The following is a 24,367-nucleotide window of genomic DNA, read 5'->3' as shown; positions in this document are numbered from 1 at the left end:
TTGGTATCAGACATCAACTTTTATTTCATTTTTGGAGTCACAATTTGCTGGTTTAGGATTTTGATAAAATTTAGGCTACCTAGAGCTTTTGGCGTAATTTGCCGCATTAGAAAAGCGAGTATACGCGTACACCCTAATGAATTTTATATGAGATTTATACTAAGTCTTTTGATTTTAATTTTTTGCTCTTGTGGTTCAGATAATATAGGAGATTGTTTTGAGTCTCAAGGCGACCCTGTAGAAGTTTCCTACGAGCTTCCACCCTTTACAAAGTTACGCAGTGAGTCAGACGTTATTGTTTATCTAAAACAAGGCCCGGCACAAAAAGTAGTGCTTAAAACAGGAGAAAATATGCTGAGTGACGCACAGATAGAGGTGCTTGATGGGGGGATTCTGCGTTTAAAAAATAACAAGCGTTGCAATCTTGTGCGGGATTATGAGAATTTTATAGTATATGTTACTACGCCTAATCTTACTGAAATACGCAATGCATCAGGGCAAGATATTATAGGAGAAGGAGTGCTTGAATTTTCTACTCTTCGACTTGTGAGTGATACTTCTTTTGATGCAGAGGGTGGTCCTGCACGCAAGAGTGGTAATTTCTATCTAGAATTAGAAACAGAAAACCTAACAGTGCAGGCAAATGGTAAAAGTGTTTTTTACTTAAGTGGAAGTGCAGAAAGCTTTAGAGCTAATTTTCCTAATGAAGGACCCAGACTTGAGTCTCGGGAACTAATAGCTCAAAACATCGTAATTTCTCAAACCTCGGCAAACAAAATGATCGTTAACCCGCAGGCAAGTATTAAAGGAACTATTTTTGGAACAGGAGATGTGATTTCAGCAAACAGACCGCCTGTTGTTGAGGTAGAACAGTTATATACAGGCCGTCTTATTTTTGAAGAATAACCCCACTTTATGAACTATTTTTTACTGGGATGCTTTTGTTTTTTTAGTCTTAGTTTTCACGCTCAGGATTTAGATTTTACCGGCAAAAAAAAGCCCATTACGCTTGACGCTTCTTATTTTTACGGAACAATTTTAGAGCATAACCCAGATATAAACCACCTTATTACCGGCCACCCTACAGGACTTATCTTAAGTTACAATCACAAAACCTATGGTTTTGAAGAATGGGAGCGCCGATACAATTACCCCGACTATGGTTTCTCAATGATTTATCAGGACCTAGATAATGAGTTTCTAGGTGAGAATATAAGTTTATACGGGCATTTTAACTTCTATTTTTTAAATCGAAATGCCTATTTTAGAATAGGGCAGGGTGTTGCTTTGGCCGGTAAACCTTACGATGCAGAAACAAACTATCAAAATAACGCATACGGTACAAAATTGTTGAGTTCAACGTATATAGCGCTTCAATACAATAAACAGAATATCTACAAAGGCTTTGGGGTAAATGCAGGGTTCACAGTAGTTCATTACAGCAATGCAAACCTGCGCGCACCGAATAACAGTACAAATACTTTTGCCTTCAATGTTGGGACAAACTACAACCTCGATTACGATGAATTTCCAGATTATATTCCGGAAGGAGAGCGTACAAAATATACTGCGCCTATACATTATAATCTGGTATTACGAGGCGGTGTTAATGAAAGTGATATTGTAGGTCAGGATAGATTCCCATTTTTTGTGGTTTCTGCATTTGCAGATAAACGCATCAACCACAAGAGTACCTTAGTAGCAGGAACAGATGTATTTTTTGCCTACTTTTTTAAAGAGCTTATAAAACTTCAGGCGGCTTCTTTTCCTGAGCTCGGTGTGAGCGGAGACGAAGATTGGAAGCGTGTAGGTCTTTTTGTGGGTCACGAGTTACGCTTCAATAAAATTGCTTTTGTATCGCATTTAGGGTATTATATTTATTACCCATACGAGTTTGAAAATAGATTCTATAACCGTCTGGGATTAAAGCGTTATTTCACAGAAGATACGTTTGCTTCGGTAACTGTAAAGGCACACGGAGCAAAAGCCGAAGGCGTAGAGTTTAGTGTGGGTTATCGTTTTTAAACTAAATTAGTGTCCTTGAGCTATTTCGGTCTAAAATTGTATTTTCACACTCATAGAAAATGATAAAATTAAGACTTCTTTTAGCGTTTGCTTTGTGTATTACAAGCTGTAAAGATCTGGAGACTCAAAAAGTATCTTCAGATGTTTTAGTGCAGGAAGAACTTAAAACCATAAAAATGAATGAGGTTGAAGAATATCCCTCATTTGCTATTTGCGATTCACTTCAGGATCAGGACTCAAGATATCAATGCTTTAAAGCAGAATTAGCACTTAATTTTCAACGCCAATTGTCTAATAAAACAATTATTGTTGAGACCGAATTAAATGATACCATCTGGCTGTATTTGAGTATTAGCGAACTGGGAGATTTAAAAATTGAGCGGGTTGAGATACCAGACACCATAGCACTACAATTGCCTGAGTTAGAGCTTTGGTTAAAAGATAGTCTTGATTCACTCCCTAAGATTACACCTGCTAATAAGAGAAGCATTCCTGTAAAAACCGCGTTTAAAATGCCGGTGTTAGTTAAAGTAGATTAGTTATTTCTTAAACGCTCTTCCTTTCCATTCAAATTTCCCGAACTGACTGGCAACTGCTACATAGACGGTAAAAAACGGGTAAACGAGCACGACCCAGATAAAATGTTTGAGTACATTTTTTTGGTCGAAAAGTGTTGCGCTTAGATAGATGAGCGTAAAATCTAGTGTAAATTTTAGGAGTATTAAAAATGCCATTTGCTCTAGAAGGAAGAATCCCACTAAAACCGAAAAATTTCCAAAAAATACGAGAAAGGAGGTAGCAATTGCAAAACCACTGGTATAAGCAGAGGCTTTTGCAGCCCAGCGTTTACGCTGCTGCAAAAGATCATTAAATGTTTTTTGAGTGGTTGTTAGAACCAGAGCTTCTTTAGTTTTTAAATACACGACACCCTTAGGATTTGCTTTACTAAACTTCTGCATCAAAAATAAATCATCGCCACTGGCAATATGATTTGTCTTCTCGTAGCCGTTTAATCTTAAAAATTCAATTTTAGAAAAAGCAAGATTTGCACCATTACAGATAAAAGCCTGGTTTAAACCAAAACTCCCAATCGTAGCGCCCTGTAAACTCAAAAAATCTAAATGCTGAAATGCATTTAAAATTCCATTTTCAGAAAAGAAAGAAACCGGTCCTGCTATAAATTGAATGCTATTTTTTACAGCTAATGCATTAAATTGATCGAGCCATAAAACAGGCACCTGGCAATCTGCATCGGTAGTTACAATCCAATCAAAAGTTGCGTGTGCAATGCCTTTAGTTAGTGCATCCTTTTTTGGTGATCCTGAAAACCGCTCGTTATCTAAGATTTTTAAAGGCAATTTGTGCGTCAAAAGAAAAGTTTCAATGATCTTAACAGAAGCATCAGTTGAGGCGTCATTTATTAACAAAATTTCAAAACGAGCTTCAGGATATTTTAAAGCAGCTAACGACAGGAGTAAACGTTCTAGATTTTCGGCCTCGTTTCTAAACGGAATTAGAATTGAAAATCCGGTAATTGGAATTTTATCTTGAGGTATATTAGGTATAGGAAGTTTAATAAAACCTACAACTAAAAGCGCAATTAGAAATACGTAGAGGATTAAGATAGCTTCTAGAAGGATCACGCTTATTATGTTTAGCTTTGTGAAAGCTTCAAAGATGTAAAAAATTAAGTTTGAAATCAGAAAAAATCATTTTAGGAATTGACCCGGGAACTACCATTATGGGATTTGGTCTCATACGAGTCGTAAATAAGAAAATGGAGTTTATGCAGCTCAATGAGTTGATGCTTAAAAAGTATGATGATCCTTACGTAAAACTGAAGCTTATTTTTGAACGCACCATTGAGTTAATAGATACCTATCACCCCGATGAGATGGCACTTGAAGCTCCGTTTTTTGGTAAAAACGTACAATCTATGCTTAAGCTGGGGCGTGCTCAGGGAGTAGCAATGGCTGCAGGCTTATCACGTCAAATTCCGGTAACAGAATACCTTCCTAAAAAAATAAAAATGGCAATTACCGGTAATGGTAATGCCAGTAAAGAACAGGTTGCTAAAATGCTTCAAAGCCTGCTGGGGCTTAAAACCCTTCCTAAAAATTTAGACAGTACAGATGGTCTTGCTGCTGCGGTTTGTCATCATTTCAATTCGGGTCGTGTTGAAACCGGGAAGAATTATACCGGTTGGGATGCTTTTGTAAAGCAGAATGAGAAACGAGTTGTAGCTCGCAAACCTCTAAAGGGAGTTTAATATAATCTCCATGAAAACCGAAAATTCTTCAGATATAAATAAAACAAATCTTATAGCGGTAGAAGAACTGGGACTATACATTCATATCCCATTTTGTAAACAAGCCTGCCATTATTGTGATTTTCATTTTTCTACTTCGCTAAGTAAAAAGCAAGAACTTATTGACGCACTATGCGATGAGATTATTTTGAGAAAAGAGGAGATTCCGGGTATTTTAAAAACTATTTATTTTGGTGGAGGAACGCCTAGTTTATTAGATGCAAAAGAGCTTGATCAGATTTTTAATACAATTCAATTGCATTTTAATGTAGCAGAACACGCTGAGATTACCTTAGAAGCTAATCCAGATGATTTGACCGAAGACAAGCTAAAAGTACTTTCGCAATCACAAATAAACCGACTGAGCATTGGGGTTCAATCTTTTTTTGAAGAAGATTTAAAGTTAATGAATCGTGCACACAATGCGGTCGAAGCTGTGCAATCACTTAAACTGGCAAAACAATACTTTGATAATATTTCTATAGATCTTATTTACGGGATGCCAGATATGAGTAATGCCCGCTGGCAAGAAAATTTAAATAAAGCAATCGCATTAGATATTCCTCATATATCGAGTTATGCACTTACGGTAGAGCCACATACAGCGCTTCAGAAATTTATTGAAAGGGGAATTGTTAAAACGGTAGATGATGCGGTTGCTCAGGCGCATTTTGAGATTTTAGTTGATTGTATGAAACAAGCAGGTTTTGAGAATTATGAGTTTTCAAACTTTGGCAAACCGGGATATTTTTCTCAAAACAATACGGCATATTGGACAGGGAAATCCTATCTCGGTGTTGGCCCTTCGGCACACAGTTATAATGGTGAGGTACGCAGTTGGAATATTAATAACAACCCCAAATACATTAAGGAAATTAAGGCCGGTAATTTGCCCATAGAACGGGAAACACTCTCAGTAACCGATAAATATAACGAATATGTGATGACCGGTTTACGCACGATCTGGGGAATTTCACTTCAAAAAATCGAAGAGTCTTTCGGTTTAAAATTTAAAGAATATGCGCTACAGCAAGCACAAAAGCACATTGAATCGCATCTTTTATTTAGTGATGAAGAGCGCATTGTAGTTACTAAAAAAGGAAAGTTTTTAAGTGATGGTCTGGCAAGTGATTTGTTTTTAATTAATTTTTAGCAGGATAATAATGTAACGTTTCGCTAAAATTAGGACCTATAACGTTAGAAATCTGTCAACTCAAAAGTATGTTAGCTAAAATAATAATAGATAAGAAAGAATACACTGTAGATTTTTCAAAACCTATAGATCTTAGTATTCCATTAGTTGATGGCGAATCAAATCCTGTAGCGTGGTATTTAAACGCGCCAAAAATAGAGCCCGTAAAAGAAGGCAAATGGATTGCTGCGGTGGCACAGGGAGCGGTCGTGAATTTCAATAATATTTTTTTTAATCCGCACGCACACGGCACACATACAGAATGTGTGGGACATATTACCGAAAAAGTACATAGCATAAATCAAAGCCTTAAAACGTTTATGTTTATTGCAGAGGTTGTTACGCTGGTTCCTGAAGCATTTAAGGAAGATTATGTGTTTACAAAAAAACAGGTGCAAAAAGCTTTGGGAGCCAATAGACCAGAGGCTCTAGTGATACGCACCCTGCCCAATACGTCTGGCAAAAAAAATAGAAAATGGTCAAATACAAACTGGCCATATCTCTTAGAAGAGGCCGTTGTGTTTTTTAGAGAATGTGGAATAAAACATTTACTTCTTGATTTACCTAGTGTAGATCGTGAGAAAGATGAGGGTGTTCTGGCATCCCATAAAGCTTTTTGGGATTTAGACGGCAAAATACGTATGGATGCTACAATTACTGAAATGATTTATGTACCCCATACCGTAACAGACGGCAGCTATTTGCTTAATCTTCAAATAGCTTCATTTGAAAATGATGCAACACCTAGCAAACCGGTATTGTATGGTTTAAGCTAATTGAGTAAATGCTTGTTTCTATTGGGCGCAATTGGCAAGTAACTTTATCTTTGTTTTTATGGAATATTTATTCATAGGTCTAGCCTTAGGTAGTGTCATTGCTTATTTCGTTTTTACGCGATTTAACAAAACCATGCGTCAGCAAAACGCACAACAGCAATCTGTTGTATTGATGGAAAAAATACGCAACGTTTGTAAGTTTATAACGGTAGAAGGCGATTTCTCTGAGATTTATCATTATCAGAATGTAAAAGATAAATGGATGAATCTCTTCCTCGGAAGCAAAAAAGCATTGGTTCTTATAGATGCTAAGGCGTATATAGGTTTTGATTTGACAAAAATTAAAATGCATCCAGATGTTAAGAATAGAACGATTATTCTAACAGACTTTCCGCAGCCAGAATTGCTGAGTATTGAAACCGATTTTAAATACTACGACAAAAAGGAAGGCTGGGCAAACCCATTTACTTCTACAGATCTAACCGAAATAAATAGAGAAGCAAAACAGCATATTGTAGATAAAGTGCCGCAAAGCGGTTTGTTTGCCGAAGCTTCAAAACAAGCCTTAAGTACAGTAGCTTTAATGGAAAATCTGGTACAAACCATAGGCTGGAAACTCGATTATAAAGCTTTAGAAACAGCAGCAGTAGAAACTCGAAAAATCACAGAACATGCAGGGGCAAAAACAATTTAGCATCAAGCCGGTTTCTGAGGCAGATTGGCCGGTTTTAAAAAAGTTGGTAGACGAAGTTTGGCCCACTACCTATAAAGACATTCTTTCATCAGAACAGATTGCGTATATGATGAATATGATGTACAGCATCTCGTCACTTAAAAAGCAGGAACAAGAAGGGAGTCGTTTTTTTCTGATGTATAAAGAGGAGTTGCCTGTGGGTTATCTGGCATTCAGTCTGCATTATAAGGATAAGAAATTGAACCCTGAAGGAGGTCTAACCAAGGTTGATAAAATCTATGTGTTGCCTAAAACTCAGGGAACGGGAGCGGGCCGCTATTTAATGGATTTCGCTTTCGCGGAAGCTAAAAAGGCAGGCGATACCGGTGTCTTGTTAAATGTAAATAGAGACAATAAGGCTGTTAAATTCTACGAGCATTACGGTTTTAAAAATGCCTATTCGGGGGATTTTGACATCGGTAACGGCTACCTGATGGAAGATTATATAATGTATTATCCGTTTGAACATTAATTACAATGTTCCTTTTTTTTCAAGAGAAGTATAGATATAATGGACGTCGGAACTATCGCGAATACTGTATTAAAAAACCGGGTACTACAGAAGAGTTTCCGTTTGATCAGAACACGCTTGTTTTTAAAGTGATGGGTAAGATGTTTGCTTTAAGTAGTCTGAGTAGTTGGGAGCAAGGCGAACCGCGTATAAATTTAAAATGTGATCCTGAAGAAGCATTGCAACTGCGGGCAGATTATCCTGAAAGTATATTTCCGGGATTTCATATGAATAAAACCCATTGGAATACCGTAGTACTAAATGGAGAACTCACCCCAAAACAACTAACACAATTTATAGACAGTAGCTATGATCTAATAGTAAAGGGTCTTAGTAAAAAGCTAAAACAAGAATTAAAAAGTCTGGATTAAAATGGAATCTTTAGATTTACTAACTAGTCGAGATTTGATGGATTTAAATCCCAACTACTATTAAAATATAAACAAAAACAGACCTGTAGTTTTTAACACAGGTCAGTTTTTGGAAATCAGTTTCGCTTAAGCCACTATGCAAAATCCTAAAAAAACCTATACCTCCTTTTTAGAAACTTACACTACACAATTAAATCAGATCAAATCTAGCCTGCTGGCAAGCAGTATGATTAGATTATGTTTATTTCTTGCAGGTGCCGCGGGGATTTACTTTTTGTGGTCAAACACACAAGCTGTTATGGGTATTGTAGTGGTAGAAATTATTTTGTTTCTGGTTTTAGTTTCCAGACATTCAGATTTGCAATACAAGCGTGATTTTTTGCAGCAATTAATTCAGCTTAATGAAACAGAACTAGAGGTGTTGAATCGTAATTTTCACAATTTGCCTGACGGCGAAAACTATAAGAATCCGTTGCATCCCTTTAGTTTAGATATTGATCTTTTTGGCAGAGGCTCCTTTTTTCAATATATGAACCGCAGCAGTTTAGAAACTGGAGAACAAAAATTAGCGCAATTGCTCACTGCAAATGATATAGATACTATTCCTCAAAAGCAGGAAGCGATACGTGACCTCGCAGAGAAAGTAGAATGGCGTCAAAAATACCAAACCACAGCAGCACTGGTTAAGACAGATAATTCTGCGGAAGCAATTATTAGATGGCTTCAAACGTATACCGGTTTTGTTCCAAAAATAATGAAATGGATTCCCAATGTTTTCTCTGTGGTTTCTCTGGTATTATTTGTTCTGGTGTATTTTGATTTTATCGCAGGTAGTTTTTTAATGTGGTGGTTTTTTGCAGGGTTATTTATAAGCGGGGCTTTTGTTAAGAAAGTAAATTCACTTTGGGAGAATTCCAGTAAAACACAGAGCACATTTGAACAATATTATAAGCTGATGTTGTTGTTGGAAGAGCAGGAGTTTTCTTCAGTATTGCTCAAAAAGGAACAGGCTAAGATTAAGTCTCAAAAGGTGAAAGCTTCTGCAGTAATTAAGCAGTTTTCAAAAATGCTGGGGGTTCTCGATCAGCGTTCAAATATGTTTGTTGGTGTGTTTATCAATTCCTTCTTTCTTTCTGATTTACGACAGTGTTATCGTATAGAGAAGTGGATAGCGGCCAATGCAGATGAGGTGGCAAATTGGTTTGAAGTCATCGCCTTTTTTGATGCGCAGAACAGTCTGGCCAATTTCAGTTTTAATCATCCTAATTACACATTCGCAAAAATTACTTCTGGAAGCCACACCCTAAAAGTAGAAGGTCTTGCCCATCCTTTACTTGATCCTAAAAAGGCGGTTGCTAATGATTTTAACATAGATAATGAGCAATTTTTTATCATTACCGGAGCCAATATGGCGGGGAAAAGTACGTTTTTACGTACGGTTTCTTTAAGTGTTGTGATGAGTAATGTAGGCTTGCCTATATGCGCAAAAGAAGCGGCATACACACCTATAAAATTAATTACCAGTATGCGTACCAGCGACTCACTTACTGATGACGAGTCGTATTTCTTTTCAGAATTAAAGCGTCTTCAATTTATTGTAAATGCGATTAAAATAGATACTTATTTTATCATTCTAGACGAAATTTTAAAAGGCACAAACAGCACCGATAAAGCGATTGGGTCTAGAAAATTTATAGAAAAACTGGTGGCATCCCACAGCACAGGAATTATTGCTACTCACGATTTAAGTCTCTGCGAAGCTGCAGATGACCTCGAGCAAGTAAAAAACTACTACTTTGACGCGCAGATTAAAGACGACGAACTTTATTTTGACTACACGTTTAAAAAGGGAATTTGCCAGAATATGAATGCTTCTTTTTTACTTCGGAAGATGAACATAATTGACAGTTAGATGGATTCATTGACTCAAATTGTTCTGGGAGCTACAGTGGGTGAGGCCGTCTTAGGTAAAAAAGTAGGCAATAAAGCAATGCTTTACGGTGCCATTGCCGGTACGATTCCCGATTTAGATACTCTTGTAGGTAAATTTTTAGATCCCTTAACGGCTATAGAAATTCATCGCGGTATCAGTCATTCTATTGTTTTTAGTATAGCGATGGCGCCATTGCTGGGGTGGCTGGTTTCTAAAATCCATAAAAAAGCTGAAGCAAGTTGGAAAAACTGGTCCTGGCTTTTTTTCTGGGGCCTGGTAACACATCCACTACTCGACGCGCATACCACCTGGGGAACGCAACTCTTCTGGCCATTTGATTTACGACTGGCCTATCAGAATATTTTTGTTATCGATCCGCTGTACACGGTACCTTTTTTAATCTTTTTAATTCTTGCGATGCGTTTGCCAAAAACTTCCGCGAAGCGCAGAAAATTTAATCGTCTGGGACTCATAGTGAGTTCGGCCTATATGATACTTACCCTAATTTTAAAATGGGTAAGCTTTAAGAAATTTGAGCAGGCATTGGCAGATGAGAATATAGAATATACAGAACTCGACACACGGCCGGCGGCATTTAATACCATTTTGTGGTACGCAAATATTGACGTAGGTGCGTATTATCTTTTAGCTGATTATTCTTTTTTTGATTCTAAACCCATAACCTTTAAACGTGTTTCTAAGAACCGGGAGCTCTTAGGAGATTTGCAAAACTCAGAAACGGTTAAGAGACTCAGTAATATTGCCGAAGGTTGGTATGCTATAGAAGACAAAGAGGGCGACTTGTATTTTAATGATTTGCGCTTTGGTACATATGATTTAAATGCTGAAAATTTAAGTTTTGTATTCAGCTATCAACTTATACCTAATGAATTTGATGATCTTACTATTGAAGAAGCACAACGCGATCCTGAAGCTATGAAACAAGTTTTAAGCAGTCTGTGGAACAGAATCTGGGGAAATTAGAATTGAGATAGAAGGTTTTACGATAGATACAAGAGCAGAGATAAAGAAGGGACTAACATCAATAAAATATAAACGCAATAGTTATGCATTACAAACTATCTGAAATTACACCTAAAGAAATAATGCCCGGTTACAAGGGTAAACTGGTACATACACAAAATACCTCTTTGGCTTTTTGGGAAGTAACACAAGGCGCCGAAGTGCCAGAGCATAGTCATATGAATGAGCAGATTATGCACGTGATTGAAGGCGAATTTGAATTTACACTTGATGGGGAAACTAAAGTGTATCATCCCGGAGATATCGTTGTGATTGCACCTCATTTAAAACATAGTGGTAAGGCATTGACAGCCTGTAAACTTCTGGATGTTTTTAGCCCTACGCGCGAAGAGTATAGGTAGAAGTACGATTTGAGACATTAGAATTGTAATATCAATAAAAAATGGAAATAGCATTAAACGGTAAAAAAGCATTAGTAGGGGGAAGCACATCAGGGATTGGGAAAGCCATTGCGATGCAGTTGGCGGCTAGCGGTGCGAGTGTAACACTAATGTCCCGATCACAAGAAAAACTGGAAGCAGTGCTGGAAGAACTGTCAACAGATCAGGGACAGCAGCATCAGATTCTGGTTGTAGATTTTACCGACTTTGCCGCGTATAAAAAATTGATTTCTGAATTTTTCAAAAGCAATACTGTCGACATTCTTATCAATAATACACAAGGTCCGGCTGCCGGAACCGCTTTAGAAAAGGAAGTTTCAGATTATCAGCAGGCTTTTGATTTGTTATTTAAAACGGTTGTTTTCACCACAGAATTGGCGCTGGAGGCTATGCGGAAAAATAAATGGGGACGTATAATTAATGTGGCTTCGGTTTCGGTGAAAGAACCCTTATCGTATTTAGTCTTGTCAAACTCTATTCGCGCTGCGGTTGTCACCTGGGCAAAAAGCCTGGCTAGCGAAGTAGGTCAAGATCAAATCACCGTTAACAGTATTCTCACCGGCTATTTTGATACCGAACGCATTACTTCATTAAATTCAAAAAAAGCGAAAGAGCAGGGGATTTCTGAAGACGAAGTTTTAAAACAAATGGAAGCTAAAGTGCCGGTACGTCGCATCGGCAAACCAGAAGAGTATGGATATTTAGTTTCTTTTCTTGCTTCCGAACAAGCAGCATACATTACCGGAACACAAATTCCTATAGATGGTGGTTTACTAAGTAGTTTGTAAATAGTTAGAATTTTTTTAAAAGCTTTGTGCTCATTCTAAATGAGTTACCCTTATTTAGATTTTGAGAATCTAGAATTAATTTAGGACCAAGGTCTAACTTAATGTCGTGAATTTCTGTTTTTATACCTAAACCTAATTCGCTTTGCTCAAAAAGCGGATTCATATAGGTTTGACTCGTACCTTGATTATTAATAGGGTTACTCAGGTATTTCCCTATGGCATAGATATCAAATCTGGGCTTTAATTTGTAAACGAATTCAGCTTCAGCTTGTAACTGAATATCTGGTAGTGTGTTTGAGTTTGCAAGACCCTGCACAACGTGACTTGCGCTAAAACTCATCTCTAATTTATTGTTGTAAAAACTTATTGAATTTTTATATTTTTTAAAAAACCCCAAATCGTTATAAACGACGCTATCTTTTTGCTGATTAAATGAAGTTTTGAGGTTCTTAGATTCAACTTCTTTCTGAGCGCTCAGTAGTGTGCTGTTAAGGCTTAATATAACTAAGATCAAAAACAATTTAATACTGCAGAGAGGTTTTTTGATATTCATATAAAGCTTTTTCAAAGGACTAAATATCAATAAAAAAGTTGCATTAAAAACATCGGTCTTGTATATAAACTAATGTTTATTAGTTTCTGGTAATGTATATTACTGTTTATCTGCTAGCTAACTCTTAGTTGACTGCTTTTTTGTGACCCAAAAAATATCTAATTCTGTATTAAGTAAAAGGGTTGGGCATTTATGTAAATGCTTATGCAATTTGATTCTTATATTCTCGCGGACTTAAACCTTTTTGTCTTTTAAAATACCGATTAAAATTAGAAACCGAATTAAATCCGCAGCTGTAAGCAATAGTAGCAATAGCCTCTTGATCTTCATTAGTACGCAACATTTGACAGGCGTGTTCTATACGCAATTCAAGTAAAAACTGATTGAAAGTTTTGTTAGTACGCTCTTTAAAAAACCGGCAAAAAGCGGTCGGACTCATAGCAGCGATCTCGGCAATTTCAGTAAGAGTTACCCGCTCTTTAAAGTTAGTTAGGCAGTAATCAAAAACGGTACTCATACGCTGCCCTTCTGTATCTGTATATTTTGAGTTTTTAGTAAAATTAGAAAGCAGTTCTTTTTTTGCTTTATTTAGATGATAAAGCAAGCGTATAAAACTCATAAATCGCTCGAGATTGGGTCTGTCTTTTAAAATCAAAAATTCTTTTAAAAATTGTTTGTTTGTGTCTAGCACTCTAAAACCGGAGGCCGCTTTTTTAAAGAAAAAATCAAATTCCTTTAATTCTTCAGTATCAAAAAAAGTAGGACCAAAGCTTTCGCGGTCAAAAAATACAGTAAGCATATGCGAGAGTTGCTCTGCATCTGCGTCGCTTCTAAATACGTGAGGTAAGTTTCCGCCAAAAACCAAAACATCGCCTGTGTTAAAACGAGATATGGTGTCACCTACGAGCAAGGTTCCGCTACCCGATACGATGTAGCTCATCTGTATTTCGGGGTGTTGATGCAGCTGATCATAAAACAGGGGTTCGAGATCTTCCTGTAAGATAAGCGCGTTGTTGCCAGACTTCGGTATTTTAAAAGGTAAAACTTTCAATAAGTAATAGTTGACGTGATAATCGCGTAAAAATGAACAATTATGTCAATATATGCAAAGTTCTTGCTAAAACCTACAAAATGAAATGCCACAAAGGCGGCTACATTTGTCTAAGTAAAAAACACCAGAAACTATGCAAATCAATTGGGAAGGCGTTATGCCGGCAGTAACTACAAAGTTTACAGCAGACGATAAATTAGATCTTAATTTATTTGAGATTAATATTAAAGCACAGCTTGATGCCGGGGTACATGGTATCGTTTTGGGAGGGACGCTGGGTGAGGCAAGCACGTTGACAGATGATGAGAAAAGTACGCTAACACGCAAGACTGTAGAGATCGTTGCAGGGAGTGTGCCGGTAATGATGAATATTGCAGAGCAAACTACAAAAGGAGCCATTGCAGCAGCTGCACAGGCAGAAAAAGATGGTGCAAACGGTCTAATGATGTTACCTCCTATGCGCTACAAAGCAAACGATGCAGAAACCGTAGCTTACTTTAGAGCCGTAGCGCAAAGTACCAGCTTGCCGATAATGGTATACAACAATCCTATAGATTATAAGATTGAAGTAACGTTAGATATGTTTGAAGAGTTGTTGCAAGAAGCAAATATTGTAGCGGTAAAAGAGTCTACCCGTGATATTTCAAATGTTACGCGTATTAAAAACCGTTTTGGTGATCGTTTAAAAATTATGACCGGTGTAGACACACTGGCTCTTGAGAGTTTGTTAATGGGTGCAGATGGCTGGGTTGCAGGTTTGGTTTGTGCATTTCCGGCAGAGACGGTTGCTATTTATGAGTTGCAAAAAGCAGGTCGTATCGCAGAGGCTTTAAAAATCTACAGATGGTTTTTACCGCTTTTAGAATTAGATATAGATGCACAATTGGTACAAAATATCAAACTAGCAGAAGTACATACAAATATAGGTTCTGAACATGTACGCGCACCACGTCTTCCTTTATCTGGAGCACGTCGTGAAGAAGTACTTAAAATCATAAAGCAAGGTCTAGCAAGTCGTCCCACATTGCCAGAATATAAAAACCTAAGTGCTGGTGCTTCTGTATAACAAATGCGTAAATTAAATTGATGAGTAAATAGATTTCATGCTTAGTTTTTTATACGACTATCAGTAACTATAAAGGAACAAGGCATTATAAAACATCTGTTTACTCAATTTAATGAGAAAAATTAAGCACCGCAATCACGGTGCTTTTGCCGTAAACAAGAGGTATTTGCTTTACAGGTAGTGCACAGAACTTAACTATATTGATTATTGAGAAAAACTTGATAAATCAAAAAAACAGAGCTAAAAGAAATTGAACAAATGATAACAGGTAAGAATTATATAGGAAGTAAAATTTCTGCGGAAGGCAACGTAACCTACACCACCATAAACCCAAAACTAAATACAGAAAATGAGTGGACGTTTACTGAAGCTACAGAAGCTGAGGTTAATGCCGCTGCAACATTGGCTACTGAAGCTTTTGCGATATACAAACAGAAAAGCGATGCTGAACGTGCTTTGTTTTTACGTCAAATAGGAGTAGAGATTGAGGCATTAGGTCAGGAGCTTATAGATACATACACTACAGAATCTGGTCTTCCTGAAGGCAGAGCGCTGGGAGAACGTGGTCGTACTATAGGTCAATTAAATGCTTTTGCTGCGCTTCTTGAACAAGGCGATTGGGTACAGGCAACATTAGATCTTGCAGAGCCTAATCGCAGCCCGGCTCCTAAACCAGATTTGCGTAAAATGCAGATTGCTATAGGTCCCGTAGCGGTATTTGGAGCCAGTAATTTCCCGTTTGCGTTTTCTACTGCCGGTGGTGATACGGCAAGTGCGCTGGCATCGGGTTGCCCAGTAATAGTAAAAAGTCATCCTATGCACGCAGCTACCGGAGAACTGGTTTCTTTAGCGATTATTAAAGCAGCGCAAAAGACAGGAATGCCCGAAGGTGTATTTTCAAACTTAAATAGTAAAGGTATTGCGGTAGGTGAGCAATTAGTAAAACACCCGGCAATTAAAGGTGTTGGTTTTACAGGAAGTATAAAAGCAGGTAAAGCCTTGTGTAAAATTGCAGCAAATAGGGCAGAGCCTATACCGGTTTATGCAGAGATGGGAAGTATTAATCCTGTTGTTATGCTCCCGGAAGCTTTAAAAGTAAATGGAGAATCCTGGGCTCAAAAATATGCTGCAAGTATTAATATGGGAGCAGGGCAATTTTGTACAAACCCCGGACTCATACTGGGTGTTGCTAGCGCTGAGTTAGATACTTTTGGTAAGCATCTGGCTTCCTATTTAGATGAGCAGGTAGCAAGTTGCATGTTGCATCCTAATATTCATTCGGCTTATGAAACCGAAAAACAAAAGATGCTTGATGCTTCTTCAACCGAAGTACTTGCCGTAAAACTGGCTACAGAAGGAGCAAATGACGGTAAACCTACTTTAGTAAAGGTTACCGGAGATGCTTTTCTAGAGAACACAGAATTACATAACGAGGTTTTTGGACCATTTTCTATGCTGGTTACCTGTGATTCACAGGCGCAATTAGTAGAAATATTAAATCAACTAGAAGGGCAATTAACAGGTTCATTAATTGGCGAAACCAAAGAGGTCGCTCAATACAGTGATGTAATAGATGCACTGCGCTCTCGAGTAGGAAGAATTCTTTTTAATGGAGTTCCTACCGGTGTTGAGGTGTGTCCTGCAATGCAGCACGGCGGTCCGTTCCCGGCTTCTTCAGATTCTAAATTTACATCTGTGGGTAATGATGCAATTTACCGTTGGGTGCGCCCGGTGTCCTATCAGGATTGGCCACAAGGACTGTTGCCTGCCGCTTTACAGGATTCTAACCCATTAGGAATTCTACGTAAGGTAAATGGAAAATACAGCAACTCGTAAATAGCTAGCAGAAGGTACGAAATACAAATTTTAAAAAAGGGCGTTATGGTAAAACGCAGCATTAAAACAGAAACTAATTTTAAAGAATTCAGCATATGAAAAACTATATTGTATTATTTTGGATTCTTTTTGTTTCCGCTTCTGCGCTGTCTCAAAATACGGGGTCATTAAATAGCATTATTAGCGAATATCAAAACCATAGTAATTACGATTGGCGAGAGTTTCCGCTAGGGCGTTATGATGAAGAGTTGCCTAAAGAACGTGCTGATTTTGCAACTGGTTTACTAGCTAAACTTGATAAAGTTGCTGTTGCAGATTTAGACACAAGTGAGACGATTTCGTATAAATTACTGCGCTTTGTATTACAGGATCAGATTGATGAATATACATATAAAATGTATCTCAATCCCTTGCAGGCCGATCAGGGTTTTCATTTAGATCTCAATTATCAGGTACGGCCTATTCGCAGTTATGAGCAGGCATTAGGATACCTTGAGCGGTTAAAAGCTATTCCGTATTTTACAGAAAGTCAGTTTAAATTAATGCGTAAAGGTCTTGCGCAGGGAATCGTTCAGCCCCGAATAATTTTTAAAGGTTATGAAGCATCCTACGAGACCCATATTGTAGAAAATCCGTTAGAGAGCTACTTTTATTCTCCTTTTTTGGAGTTACCTGATAATATTTCGCAAAAGCGAAAAGATTCTTTATTAATTGCCGCAAAGCAAATTATTACAGATGATGTTGTACCGAGTTTCAAAAAAATTAAGTCTTTTTTTGAAACTGAATATTTACCCAATAGTCGGGATGCTATCGGCGTTTCTGCGCAACCCGGCGGTGCAGCATTTTATCAAAATCGCATTAATTTTTACACTACTTCTAAAGAATATACCGCAAAGTCTATTCACGAGTTGGGCCTTGCTGAGGTTGCGCGCATAAAAGCGCAAATGGAAGAAATCATAAAAGAAGTTGAATTTGAAGGCTCGTTTGCAGCATTTCTTCAGTTTTTACGTACCGATAAACAATTTTTTGTAACTACAGGCGATGCGCTTTTAATGCATGCGCGTGACATCGCAAAACGCATAGATAACGAGTTGCCCACATATTTTAAAAAGCTTCCACGCCAACCCTATGGTGTTATAAAAGTTCCCGATGCGATCGCACCAAAATATACTGGAGGAAGATATTCTGGAAGTAGTAATACTGGGACTCAGGCAGGGCATTATTTAGTAAATACATATAAACTAGATAGTCGAACCTTATATACCTTACCTGCTTTAACGGCGCACGAGGCGGTGCCGGGTCACCATTTACAGGGAGCGCTTAATCAGGAAATGGGCGATAGTATTCCGCAGTTTAGAAAAAATTTATACCTCTCGGCTTACGGTGAAGGCTGGGGTTTGTATGCAGAATATCTGGTAGATGAGATGGGTATTTATAGAACTCCGTATGAGAAATTCGGCCAGCTTACCTATGAGATGTGGCGTGCTTGTCGTCTTGTAGTTGATACTGGTATACATGCAATGGGGTGGTCAAGACAAGAGGTTATTGATTATATGTCGCAAAATACAGCGCTTTCAATTCACGAGATCAACACAGAAACAGATCGTTACATCGGCTGGCCGGGACAGGCGTTAAGTTATAAAATAGGCGAACTCAAAATACGCGAATTACAGGAACGTGCAAAAAAGGAACTTGGTGAAAACTTTGACATTAGGGCATTTCACGAAGTGATTTTAAGCTCAGGAACAGTAACGCTTCCTATTCTCGAAGAGCAGGTAGATGCGTATATCGCTAAAGCCGTAAAAGGGTAAAATACACATTAAAAAATTTACCTTAATTCCTTCAATCAAGAAACAAGAAATAACAAATAAGAATGGCCATACACACGTTTGAATGTATAGACGCACATACCTGTGGTAATCCTGTGCGTGTGGTTAAAACCGGTGGTCCTGCTTTAGAAGGCAAGACCATGAGCGAGAAACGGCAGTATTTTCTAAAGGAATATGACTGGATACGTAAAGGTCTTATGTTTGAACCCCGCGGTCACGATATGATGAGTGGGAGTATTTTGTTTCCGCCCCACGATCCTATAAACGATTTTGCGATTTTATTTATTGAAACCAGCGGGTGTTTACCTATGTGCGGCCACGGTACTATAGGGACAATAACGATCGCTATTGAAGAAGGTCTGGTTAAACCTAAAATCCCTGGAAGAATACGAATGGAAGCTCCCGCAGGACTGGTAGAAATCGAGTATCAGCAGACGGGTAACAAAGTAGATTGGGTAAAATTAACTAATGTAAAAAGCTATCTTGCAGCACGGGATTTGACGATAATTTGCCCTGAGTTAGGCGAACTTAAATTTGATGTTGCCTACGGCGGAAATTACTATGCGATTGTTGATCCCCAGAAAAACTTTAGCGGGATTCAGGATTACTCAGCTTCAAAAATTGTTCAGTTAAGTCAGGAGTTGCGGCAGCGTATTAATTTAAAATACCCCAATCATTTTATTCATCCTGAAAATGATACCATACGAGATGTGAGTCATATGTTATGGACGGGAACGCCTATAGACCCATCTTCATCAGGTAGAAATGCTGTATTTTATGGTGATAAGGCGATAGATCGTTCTCCCTGTGGCACGGGTACTTCGGCACGTATTGCTCAGTTACACGCACGCGGTCTTTTAGAACCTAAAACCGAATTTATTCACGAAAGTATCATCGGCTCAAAATTTATAGGGTGTGTAGAAGAAGTAACCACCCTGGGTAATTTTCCGGCAATAGTACCCAGTATCAAAGGTTGGGCACGTATTTACGGGCACAATACGATGACTATAGATGAAGAAGATCCGTATGCATTCGGGTTTCAAGTGATCTAAATTAAACAGACAACTATGAGATATTTATGGGTTTACAGTCTATTGTTTTTTATAGGTATTGTATTTAGTTCAGATGTTTTCGCTCAACAGCAAATGACCTTGGCAGAATATCAGAATGCCATTGAGTATACCTACGGAAATCTAATGAATAAAAAGGTTTTCAATCTCAAGACTGACGTTCACGAATTTGAAGATTATTCAGGTATTTGGTTTGTAGAATACTATACAATCGGAAAAACATACCAAACGGTTGCGTATAAGAATCTTCAAAAAAAACCACTATTTGACCATATTCAATTGGCCGAAGCATTAGCTAAAAACACCAACACTAAGGTTGAGGCAACGGCTTTAAATCTTGAAAATATTGAGAAAACCCAATCGGGAATACGCTTTAAATATGGTAATAAGAGTTTTAGCTGGGATTCAAATTCTAGTGTTTTACGTTCCGAAGAAAAACAAAATAAGAAGTCGTTAAAGCGGGAAGCGATTAAAGAATCTACTTCGCCAGATGGCAGGTGGATAGCCTATGTTAAAGCGCACAACCTATACCTAAGAGAAGCAGCGACTCAAAACGAGTTTGCATTAACAACCGATGGTAAAGAAGGCTATGATTATGCCAGCAGCATCGGCTGGTTTGATATTATAGAAGGAGAAGGTACAGACCGTCCCGAGCATTTTGATGTGCAGTGGTCATCAGATTCAAAATACCTCGTTACGCAGGTCGTAGATACGCGTAATGCTGAGAAAATGTATTTGCTCGACTATAGCATAGATAGTTTGTACAAGCCTAAATTATTAAGTTATTACCGCGGTTCACCGGGTGATACGACGATGGTGATGTATAAACCTGTGTTTTTTGATGTGCCTGCAAAAAAGCAATTGGCTATAGATTTACCTGCAAAAATTCATGTTAATGGGATCTGGTTAAAGTGGCAGGACGGGGAACCCCATAAAATGATCGCATCCTATCGCAGTAGAGGTTATAAAAACCAGTATTTACAGCAAGTAGATCTCGATGCACAAACCGTAACGCCGTTTTATGAAGAAGCAGTAGCAACCAGTATAGATAATTTTGAATACCGCGAGATTGAAGGTTGGAATAATTTGGTTTTATTGTCTGAACGTAGCGGTTGGAAACAATTGTATTTGCTCAATAAACAATCTGAAAAATTGAAACCCCTTACCAGTGGTGACTTTGTTGTGAATGAGATTGCTTCAGTAAATGCAAAAAAGAAAGAAATCTATTATTTAGCATCGGGTGTTGACGCTAAAGAAAACCCATATCATCAGAAACTATATAAAGTTTCATTAGCAGGAAAGATCACACTTCTAACTCCCGAAACCGGTAATCATGATATTCAGTTTTTTAAAGATTCAGAATATTTTATTGATGCGATTTCTACAGTAACCACACCTACACAAACGGTTTTACGAGCTAAGAAAGATGGTAAAATAGTTAAAACGCTCACCACAGCAGATATTGAATCGGTAACTAAAGAAGGCTGGCAAACCCCCGATATTTTTACACTAGCCGGTAAAGATGGTAAAACTCCAATTTATGGCGCGCTGTGGAAACCCGTAGATTTTGATGCTACTCTTAAATATCCGGTTATAGACGCGACCTACACAGGGCCGCATACACAGCGATTTCCGAGATCTTTTAATGCTGCTTTTAGCAATCAGGCAATGGCTAATCTTGGTTTTATTGTGGTGGTTGTAGACGGTTTGGGAACTGCCGGGAGATCAAAAGCCTTTAGGGATGTGTCGTATCAGAATATGGGTGATAATCTGAGAGATCACGTAAACGCAATTCAATTTTTAAATGATCAATACAACTGGGTAGATGTTGACCGAGTGGGCATTTTTGGCCATTCTGCGGGTGGTTACGATGCGGCCCACGCCTTACTTGCATTTCCTGATTTTTATAAGGTAGCTGTAGCCAGTAGTGGGGATCACGATTTTAGGATGGAGAAAGCCTGGTGGCCCGAGATGTATATGGGATATCCTGTAGATGAGCGGTATGAGCAGGTTTCTAATGTGACGATGGCTCCTAATCTCAAAGGTAAATTATTACTCGTTCACGGAGGTATTGATGATAATGTAAACCCTTCAGGAACCTATAAACTGGCAGAAGCATTAATTAAAGCAGATAAAGACTTTGACTTGCTTATTATACCGAGTCAGCGTCACGGTTATACGGGTAAATACAATACTTATTTTCAGAAAAAACGCTGGAATTATTTTATTAAAAATCTATTGAATAAAGAACCTCTTTGGGAATATAACATCAATTAATATGGGTAAACATTGTGTGGTTATAGGTGGTGGAATAATAGGATTGTCCTGCGCATATTATCTGCAAAAAGCAGGTCATAAGGTTACAATTATTGATCAAAGCGCAATGAATGGCGGAGCGTCTTATGTAAATGCCGGATATCTCACGCCCAGTCATATTATGCCGCTTGCAGCACCGGGAGCAATGAAGCAAGGCATAAAATGGATGTTTAGCAGTAAGAGTCCGTTGTACATAAAGCCACGACTCGATTCTGAATTTTTAAAATGGTCTGTAGCATTTAATAAATCCTGTTCAGAAGCTAATGTAGCTAAGGCGATACCTGCAATTAAGGCTATTAATTTATTGTCTAGAGATTTATATTCAGAAATAAAAGAGACCGAAAATTTTGAATTTCAGTTAGAAAAAAAAGGTTTGTTGATGCTGTGTCAAACAGATCATATGCTAGATGAAGAAGCTCATATACTTGGTTTAGCAACGCAAGAGGGTTTGCCTGCAAAAATGCTGTCTGCGGAAGAAGTACAGCAAAAAATGCCTAATGCACGATTAAATATTAAAGGAGCCGCCTACTACGAGTGTGATCAACATACCACACCAGGAGAATTTATGGCAGAACTACAAACTTTGCTTCTAAACAAAGGTGTTACTTTTTTAAAAAATGAAAAGGTAATTGATTTTGAATTTAACGGTAAAAAGATAACGCAAGTCAAAACAGAATCGAGTAAAACGATATCCGCAGATGAGGTCATCCTCGCTACAGGCGCCTGGGCTGGTTCTTTAAACAAAAAACTAAACTTAAATATTTTAATGCAGGCCGGTAAAGGCTATCGCATTAACTCTACATCAGAAACCGGTATTACATTACCATCTATACTTTGTGAAGCCAAAGTTGCCATAACGCCAATGAACGGTTTTACCCGTTATGCCGGTACGATGGAAATCGCAGGAATTAATCACAACATCAATAAGGCCCGTGTTGAAGCCATAGCAGAAGCGGTGCCTAAATACTTCAAAAATGTTTCTATTACAGAACAAGAAAAGGCTGAAGCGCAGTGCGGTTTACGACCGGTAACTCCAGATGGTTTGCCGTATATAGGTAAAACTTCAAAATGGGAAAACCTCACACTCGCTACCGGTCATGCTATGATGGGATGGAGTCTGGGACCTGCAACAGGCCTATTAGTTTCTGAGGTTATAGATGCAAAGAAGTCATCACTAGATTTAACGGTATACAATCCTGATAGAACGTTTTAAAGCTTGCAGCTTAGATAAATAAAACAGCCTCATAACCAGCCCTTCTCTTCCCTATTAGTTAGCGGTAGAGAAGGGAGATTGAGAGATTTTATTTACAAGAGTTTACTCTGTCTTTTATAAAAGGCATCCTGTTGTTTTTGCATCAGGTCGCGGGCCATTTTCTTTTTGTAATTGTAAAGTTCTTCTTCCTGTGCCAGATCACCATATACTTTATCGTTGACCACATTATCTGCGTCAATTAAATTTTTACGCTGATTCGCTTTTTGAGTCACCCAGGCTTTGAGTTCGCCTTCGGCGTCTGCCAATTTTAAATCGTATTCTCCTTTTGGTGAGATTAACTTAGCAAAAATAGGAGTCGTTTCAATGGCTAGAAAGAGTAGAAAGATAAAGAAAGAGGGAATCCAGGGTAACTCTTCTAAAGCTTCAATACGCGCCATTAAACCGTCAAAATTATCAATGATAGGTTGTGTTTCAGCAACACGGGTATCATAAGTTGTAGTGATTTTATCTTTCTCAACTTCAAGTGCAGCTATTTTCTCAGGATTAGTTTCTTTAAGTTTTGCTAATTCAGCTAAAGCGGCATCGTGTTTCTCTCTTTTTTCTTTGTAAACCGGCCCTTTTCCCAGGCGGTTTGTTCCTGAGGTTCCCTCCGCTTCTGCGATATACGTATTGTAAAGAGTATTTACTTCGGCTTCTTTTGTAGTAATCGCATTTTTTAGTTCGGTAATTTCAGCATCTAATAAGGCTAGTGCAGGGGTAAATTGATCTGCAATTTGAACCTGATTAGCCAGGGTTAAATCATTTTTTTGTTCTAAAAGAACCCGATCAATTTCTTTTTCAAAAATCTTTAATTCGAGTGGTTTTGAAATGACTATTGCGATTATGAGCGCGAGAATAAGGCGGGGTAATGCCTGTAAAAATTCGTCTAAAAAGTTTTCTCGCTTTTTAATTGTAGAAACGATAAAACGGTCAAGATTAAAAATTAATAGTCCCCAAATAAAACCTAATCCTACAGCTATAGGAATAGAATCAAAAACGGTAAATAATGCATAGGCTGAAGCTACAAATGCCATAAGTGCGGTAAAAAAAACAGTAGCACCTATACCTGCATATTTATTTTGCTCACCGGGAGCACAGCTTTCTAAAAGGGCGTGATCTGCTCCAGAACAAAGAATAAAAAACTTTTTTAACATAGGTATTTTGATTTGATGAATTTTAATAGAACGTAATATAGAATAATTTAGTATAGTGTAGTTTATACACCGTTGTAGTTTTTGTACTATTTAACTTGTATAAATATACCATCTACCGCAAATAAAGGGTTAATCATCGTTAATATGTGTAATTGGGCAGTAATTGACAGTAATTTTAC

23 protein-coding genes are annotated in these 24,367 nt (G+C 38.0%); 19 read left to right on the top strand and 4 right to left on the bottom strand.

The features are described 5' to 3' along the window. The first annotated feature begins 147 nt into the window (after positions 1-147). From P164_RS12220 to P164_RS12210, 3 genes are read left to right on the top strand one after another with little or no spacing between them, the layout of a single operon-like run. Positions 148-906, top strand: coding sequence for a head GIN domain-containing protein (locus tag P164_RS12220; RefSeq protein ID WP_028376622.1), 759 nt, complete (start codon positions 148-150; stop codon positions 904-906). A 9-nt stretch (positions 907-915) separates the two neighbouring features. Then, entirely contained in the window at positions 916-2,025 is a 1,110-nt protein-coding gene (locus tag P164_RS12215) for an acyloxyacyl hydrolase (RefSeq protein ID WP_028376621.1), read from the top strand. 59 nt (positions 2,026-2,084) lie between these two features. Continuing rightward, positions 2,085-2,564 (top strand): hypothetical protein, encoded by a 480-nt coding sequence (locus tag P164_RS12210; protein ID WP_035899805.1) that lies wholly within the window; start codon positions 2,085-2,087, stop codon positions 2,562-2,564. On the opposite strand, the gene P164_RS12205 is transcribed toward P164_RS12210, so the two are convergent. Continuing rightward, complete coding sequence (locus P164_RS12205; RefSeq protein ID WP_051621346.1) at positions 2,565-3,668, bottom strand: glycosyltransferase family 2 protein; 1,104 nt, start codon at positions 3,666-3,668, stop codon at positions 2,565-2,567. It abuts the gene before it with no gap. A 50-nt stretch (positions 3,669-3,718) separates the two neighbouring features. Between P164_RS12205 and ruvC the strand changes: the two genes are divergently transcribed. The 10 genes from ruvC to P164_RS12155 all read left to right on the top strand — a co-directional run bounded on the left by ruvC (position 3,719) and on the right by P164_RS12155 (position 12,061). Continuing rightward, complete coding sequence (gene ruvC, locus P164_RS12200) at positions 3,719-4,294, top strand: crossover junction endodeoxyribonuclease RuvC (protein ID WP_028376618.1); 576 nt, start codon at positions 3,719-3,721, stop codon at positions 4,292-4,294. A gap of 10 nt (positions 4,295-4,304) precedes the next feature. Further along, positions 4,305-5,486 (top strand): radical SAM family heme chaperone HemW, encoded by a 1,182-nt coding sequence (hemW, locus tag P164_RS12195; protein WP_051621345.1) that lies wholly within the window; start codon positions 4,305-4,307, stop codon positions 5,484-5,486. Positions 5,487-5,554: 68 nt separating this feature from the next. Beyond that, the gene (locus P164_RS12190) at positions 5,555-6,301 is read left to right on the top strand and encodes a cyclase family protein (protein WP_028376616.1); all 747 of its coding nucleotides are present in this window, start codon (positions 5,555-5,557) and stop codon (positions 6,299-6,301) included. A 58-nt stretch (positions 6,302-6,359) separates the two neighbouring features. Beyond that, positions 6,360-6,995, top strand: coding sequence for a DUF4230 domain-containing protein (locus P164_RS12185; protein ID WP_028376615.1), 636 nt, complete (start codon positions 6,360-6,362; stop codon positions 6,993-6,995). Continuing rightward, complete coding sequence (locus tag P164_RS12180) at positions 6,973-7,506, top strand: GNAT family N-acetyltransferase (RefSeq protein WP_051621344.1); 534 nt, start codon at positions 6,973-6,975, stop codon at positions 7,504-7,506. Before P164_RS12185 ends, P164_RS12180 begins: the two co-directional genes overlap by 23 nt. 5 nt (positions 7,507-7,511) lie before the next feature. Then, positions 7,512-7,916 carry an MmcQ/YjbR family DNA-binding protein gene (locus tag P164_RS12175; RefSeq protein ID WP_051621343.1) on the top strand — a complete coding sequence of 135 codons (405 nt, stop codon included), beginning with the start codon at positions 7,512-7,514 and terminating at the stop codon, positions 7,914-7,916. A 136-nt stretch (positions 7,917-8,052) separates the two neighbouring features. After that, on the top strand, positions 8,053-9,828 hold the full coding sequence (locus P164_RS12170; protein WP_028376612.1) for a MutS-related protein: 1,776 nt from the start codon (positions 8,053-8,055) through the stop codon (positions 9,826-9,828). Beyond that, positions 9,829-10,833 carry a metal-dependent hydrolase gene (locus P164_RS12165; RefSeq protein WP_028376611.1) on the top strand — a complete coding sequence of 335 codons (1,005 nt, stop codon included), beginning with the start codon at positions 9,829-9,831 and terminating at the stop codon, positions 10,831-10,833. It begins immediately after the preceding gene. Between the two features lie 83 nt (positions 10,834-10,916). Then, a complete protein-coding gene (locus P164_RS12160) occupies positions 10,917-11,234 on the top strand; it encodes a cupin domain-containing protein (RefSeq protein ID WP_028376610.1) in 318 nt (105 codons plus the stop codon). Positions 11,235-11,275: 41 nt separating this feature from the next. After that, the gene (locus P164_RS12155; protein WP_028376609.1) at positions 11,276-12,061 is read left to right on the top strand and encodes an SDR family oxidoreductase; all 786 of its coding nucleotides are present in this window, start codon (positions 11,276-11,278) and stop codon (positions 12,059-12,061) included. Between the two features lie 4 nt (positions 12,062-12,065). Here the strand turns inward: P164_RS12155 and P164_RS12150 are convergent, their stop codons facing one another. Next, positions 12,066-12,575 carry a hypothetical protein gene (locus P164_RS12150; protein WP_125411775.1) on the bottom strand — a complete coding sequence of 170 codons (510 nt, stop codon included), beginning with the start codon at positions 12,573-12,575 and terminating at the stop codon, positions 12,066-12,068. A 241-nt stretch (positions 12,576-12,816) separates the two neighbouring features. Then, positions 12,817-13,665, bottom strand: coding sequence for an AraC family transcriptional regulator (locus P164_RS12145; protein ID WP_028376607.1), 849 nt, complete (start codon positions 13,663-13,665; stop codon positions 12,817-12,819). 133 nt (positions 13,666-13,798) lie between these two features. On the opposite strand from P164_RS12145, the gene P164_RS12140 reads away from it, so the two are divergent. From P164_RS12140 to P164_RS12115, 6 genes are all read left to right on the top strand, one after another. Next, complete coding sequence (locus P164_RS12140; protein WP_028376606.1) at positions 13,799-14,731, top strand: dihydrodipicolinate synthase family protein; 933 nt, start codon at positions 13,799-13,801, stop codon at positions 14,729-14,731. A 258-nt stretch (positions 14,732-14,989) separates the two neighbouring features. Beyond that, a complete protein-coding gene (locus P164_RS12135) occupies positions 14,990-16,567 on the top strand; it encodes an aldehyde dehydrogenase (NADP(+)) (RefSeq protein ID WP_028376605.1) in 1,578 nt (525 codons plus the stop codon). A gap of 95 nt (positions 16,568-16,662) precedes the next feature. Continuing rightward, positions 16,663-18,378: a DUF885 domain-containing protein gene (locus tag P164_RS12130; protein ID WP_028376604.1), complete on the top strand. Its 1,716-nt coding sequence runs from the start codon at positions 16,663-16,665 to the stop codon at positions 18,376-18,378. 62 nt (positions 18,379-18,440) lie between these two features. Further along, a complete protein-coding gene (locus tag P164_RS12125) occupies positions 18,441-19,448 on the top strand; it encodes a 4-hydroxyproline epimerase (RefSeq protein ID WP_028376603.1) in 1,008 nt (335 codons plus the stop codon). Positions 19,449-19,463: 15 nt separating this feature from the next. After that, complete coding sequence (locus P164_RS12120; RefSeq protein WP_028376602.1) at positions 19,464-21,743, top strand: S9 family peptidase; 2,280 nt, start codon at positions 19,464-19,466, stop codon at positions 21,741-21,743. A 1-nt stretch (position 21,744) separates the two neighbouring features. Continuing rightward, entirely contained in the window at positions 21,745-22,995 is a 1,251-nt protein-coding gene (locus tag P164_RS12115) for an NAD(P)/FAD-dependent oxidoreductase (protein ID WP_028376601.1), read from the top strand. 92 nt (positions 22,996-23,087) lie between these two features. Here the strand turns inward: P164_RS12115 and P164_RS12110 are convergent, their stop codons facing one another. Further along, complete coding sequence (locus P164_RS12110; RefSeq protein WP_028376600.1) at positions 23,088-24,188, bottom strand: DUF4407 domain-containing protein; 1,101 nt, start codon at positions 24,186-24,188, stop codon at positions 23,088-23,090. Between the last annotated feature and the right edge of the window lie 179 nt (positions 24,189-24,367).

Source organism: Leeuwenhoekiella sp. MAR_2009_132 (assembly GCF_000687915.1).
GTDB lineage: Bacteria > Bacteroidota > Bacteroidia > Flavobacteriales > Flavobacteriaceae > Leeuwenhoekiella.
Note: the sequence above shows the minus strand (reverse complement) of the source record. Positions and strands in the feature narration are given on the sequence as shown.

Excerpts from the sequence above, each read along its gene's own strand:
- P164_RS12120 (WP_028376602.1), top strand. The coding sequence starts at position 19,464 with ATGAGATATTTATGGGTTTACAGTCTATTGTTTTTTATAGGTATTGTA.
- P164_RS12130 (WP_028376604.1), top strand. The coding sequence starts at position 16,663 with ATGAAAAACTATATTGTATTATTTTGGATTCTTTTTGTTTCCGCTTCT.
- P164_RS12115 (WP_028376601.1), top strand. The coding sequence starts at position 21,745 with ATGGGTAAACATTGTGTGGTTATAGGTGGTGGAATAATAGGATTGTCC.
- P164_RS12140 (WP_028376606.1), top strand. The coding sequence starts at position 13,799 with ATGCAAATCAATTGGGAAGGCGTTATGCCGGCAGTAACTACAAAGTTT.
- hemW (WP_051621345.1), top strand. The coding sequence starts at position 4,305 with ATGAAAACCGAAAATTCTTCAGATATAAATAAAACAAATCTTATAGCG.
- P164_RS12170 (WP_028376612.1), top strand. The coding sequence starts at position 8,053 with ATGCAAAATCCTAAAAAAACCTATACCTCCTTTTTAGAAACTTACACT.
- P164_RS12110 (WP_028376600.1), bottom strand. The coding sequence starts at position 24,188 with ATGTTAAAAAAGTTTTTTATTCTTTGTTCTGGAGCAGATCACGCCCTT.
- P164_RS12135 (WP_028376605.1), top strand. The coding sequence starts at position 14,990 with ATGATAACAGGTAAGAATTATATAGGAAGTAAAATTTCTGCGGAAGGC.
- P164_RS12125 (WP_028376603.1), top strand. The coding sequence starts at position 18,441 with ATGGCCATACACACGTTTGAATGTATAGACGCACATACCTGTGGTAAT.
- P164_RS12210 (WP_035899805.1), top strand. The coding sequence starts at position 2,085 with ATGATAAAATTAAGACTTCTTTTAGCGTTTGCTTTGTGTATTACAAGC.
- P164_RS12160 (WP_028376610.1), top strand. The coding sequence starts at position 10,917 with ATGCATTACAAACTATCTGAAATTACACCTAAAGAAATAATGCCCGGT.
- P164_RS12215 (WP_028376621.1), top strand. The coding sequence starts at position 916 with ATGAACTATTTTTTACTGGGATGCTTTTGTTTTTTTAGTCTTAGTTTT.
- P164_RS12180 (WP_051621344.1), top strand. The coding sequence starts at position 6,973 with ATGCAGGGGCAAAAACAATTTAGCATCAAGCCGGTTTCTGAGGCAGAT.
- P164_RS12165 (WP_028376611.1), top strand. The coding sequence starts at position 9,829 with ATGGATTCATTGACTCAAATTGTTCTGGGAGCTACAGTGGGTGAGGCC.
- P164_RS12190 (WP_028376616.1), top strand. The coding sequence starts at position 5,555 with ATGTTAGCTAAAATAATAATAGATAAGAAAGAATACACTGTAGATTTT.
- P164_RS12175 (WP_051621343.1), top strand. The coding sequence starts at position 7,512 with ATGTTCCTTTTTTTTCAAGAGAAGTATAGATATAATGGACGTCGGAAC.
- P164_RS12220 (WP_028376622.1), top strand. The coding sequence starts at position 148 with ATGAGATTTATACTAAGTCTTTTGATTTTAATTTTTTGCTCTTGTGGT.
- P164_RS12185 (WP_028376615.1), top strand. The coding sequence starts at position 6,360 with ATGGAATATTTATTCATAGGTCTAGCCTTAGGTAGTGTCATTGCTTAT.
- P164_RS12155 (WP_028376609.1), top strand. The coding sequence starts at position 11,276 with ATGGAAATAGCATTAAACGGTAAAAAAGCATTAGTAGGGGGAAGCACA.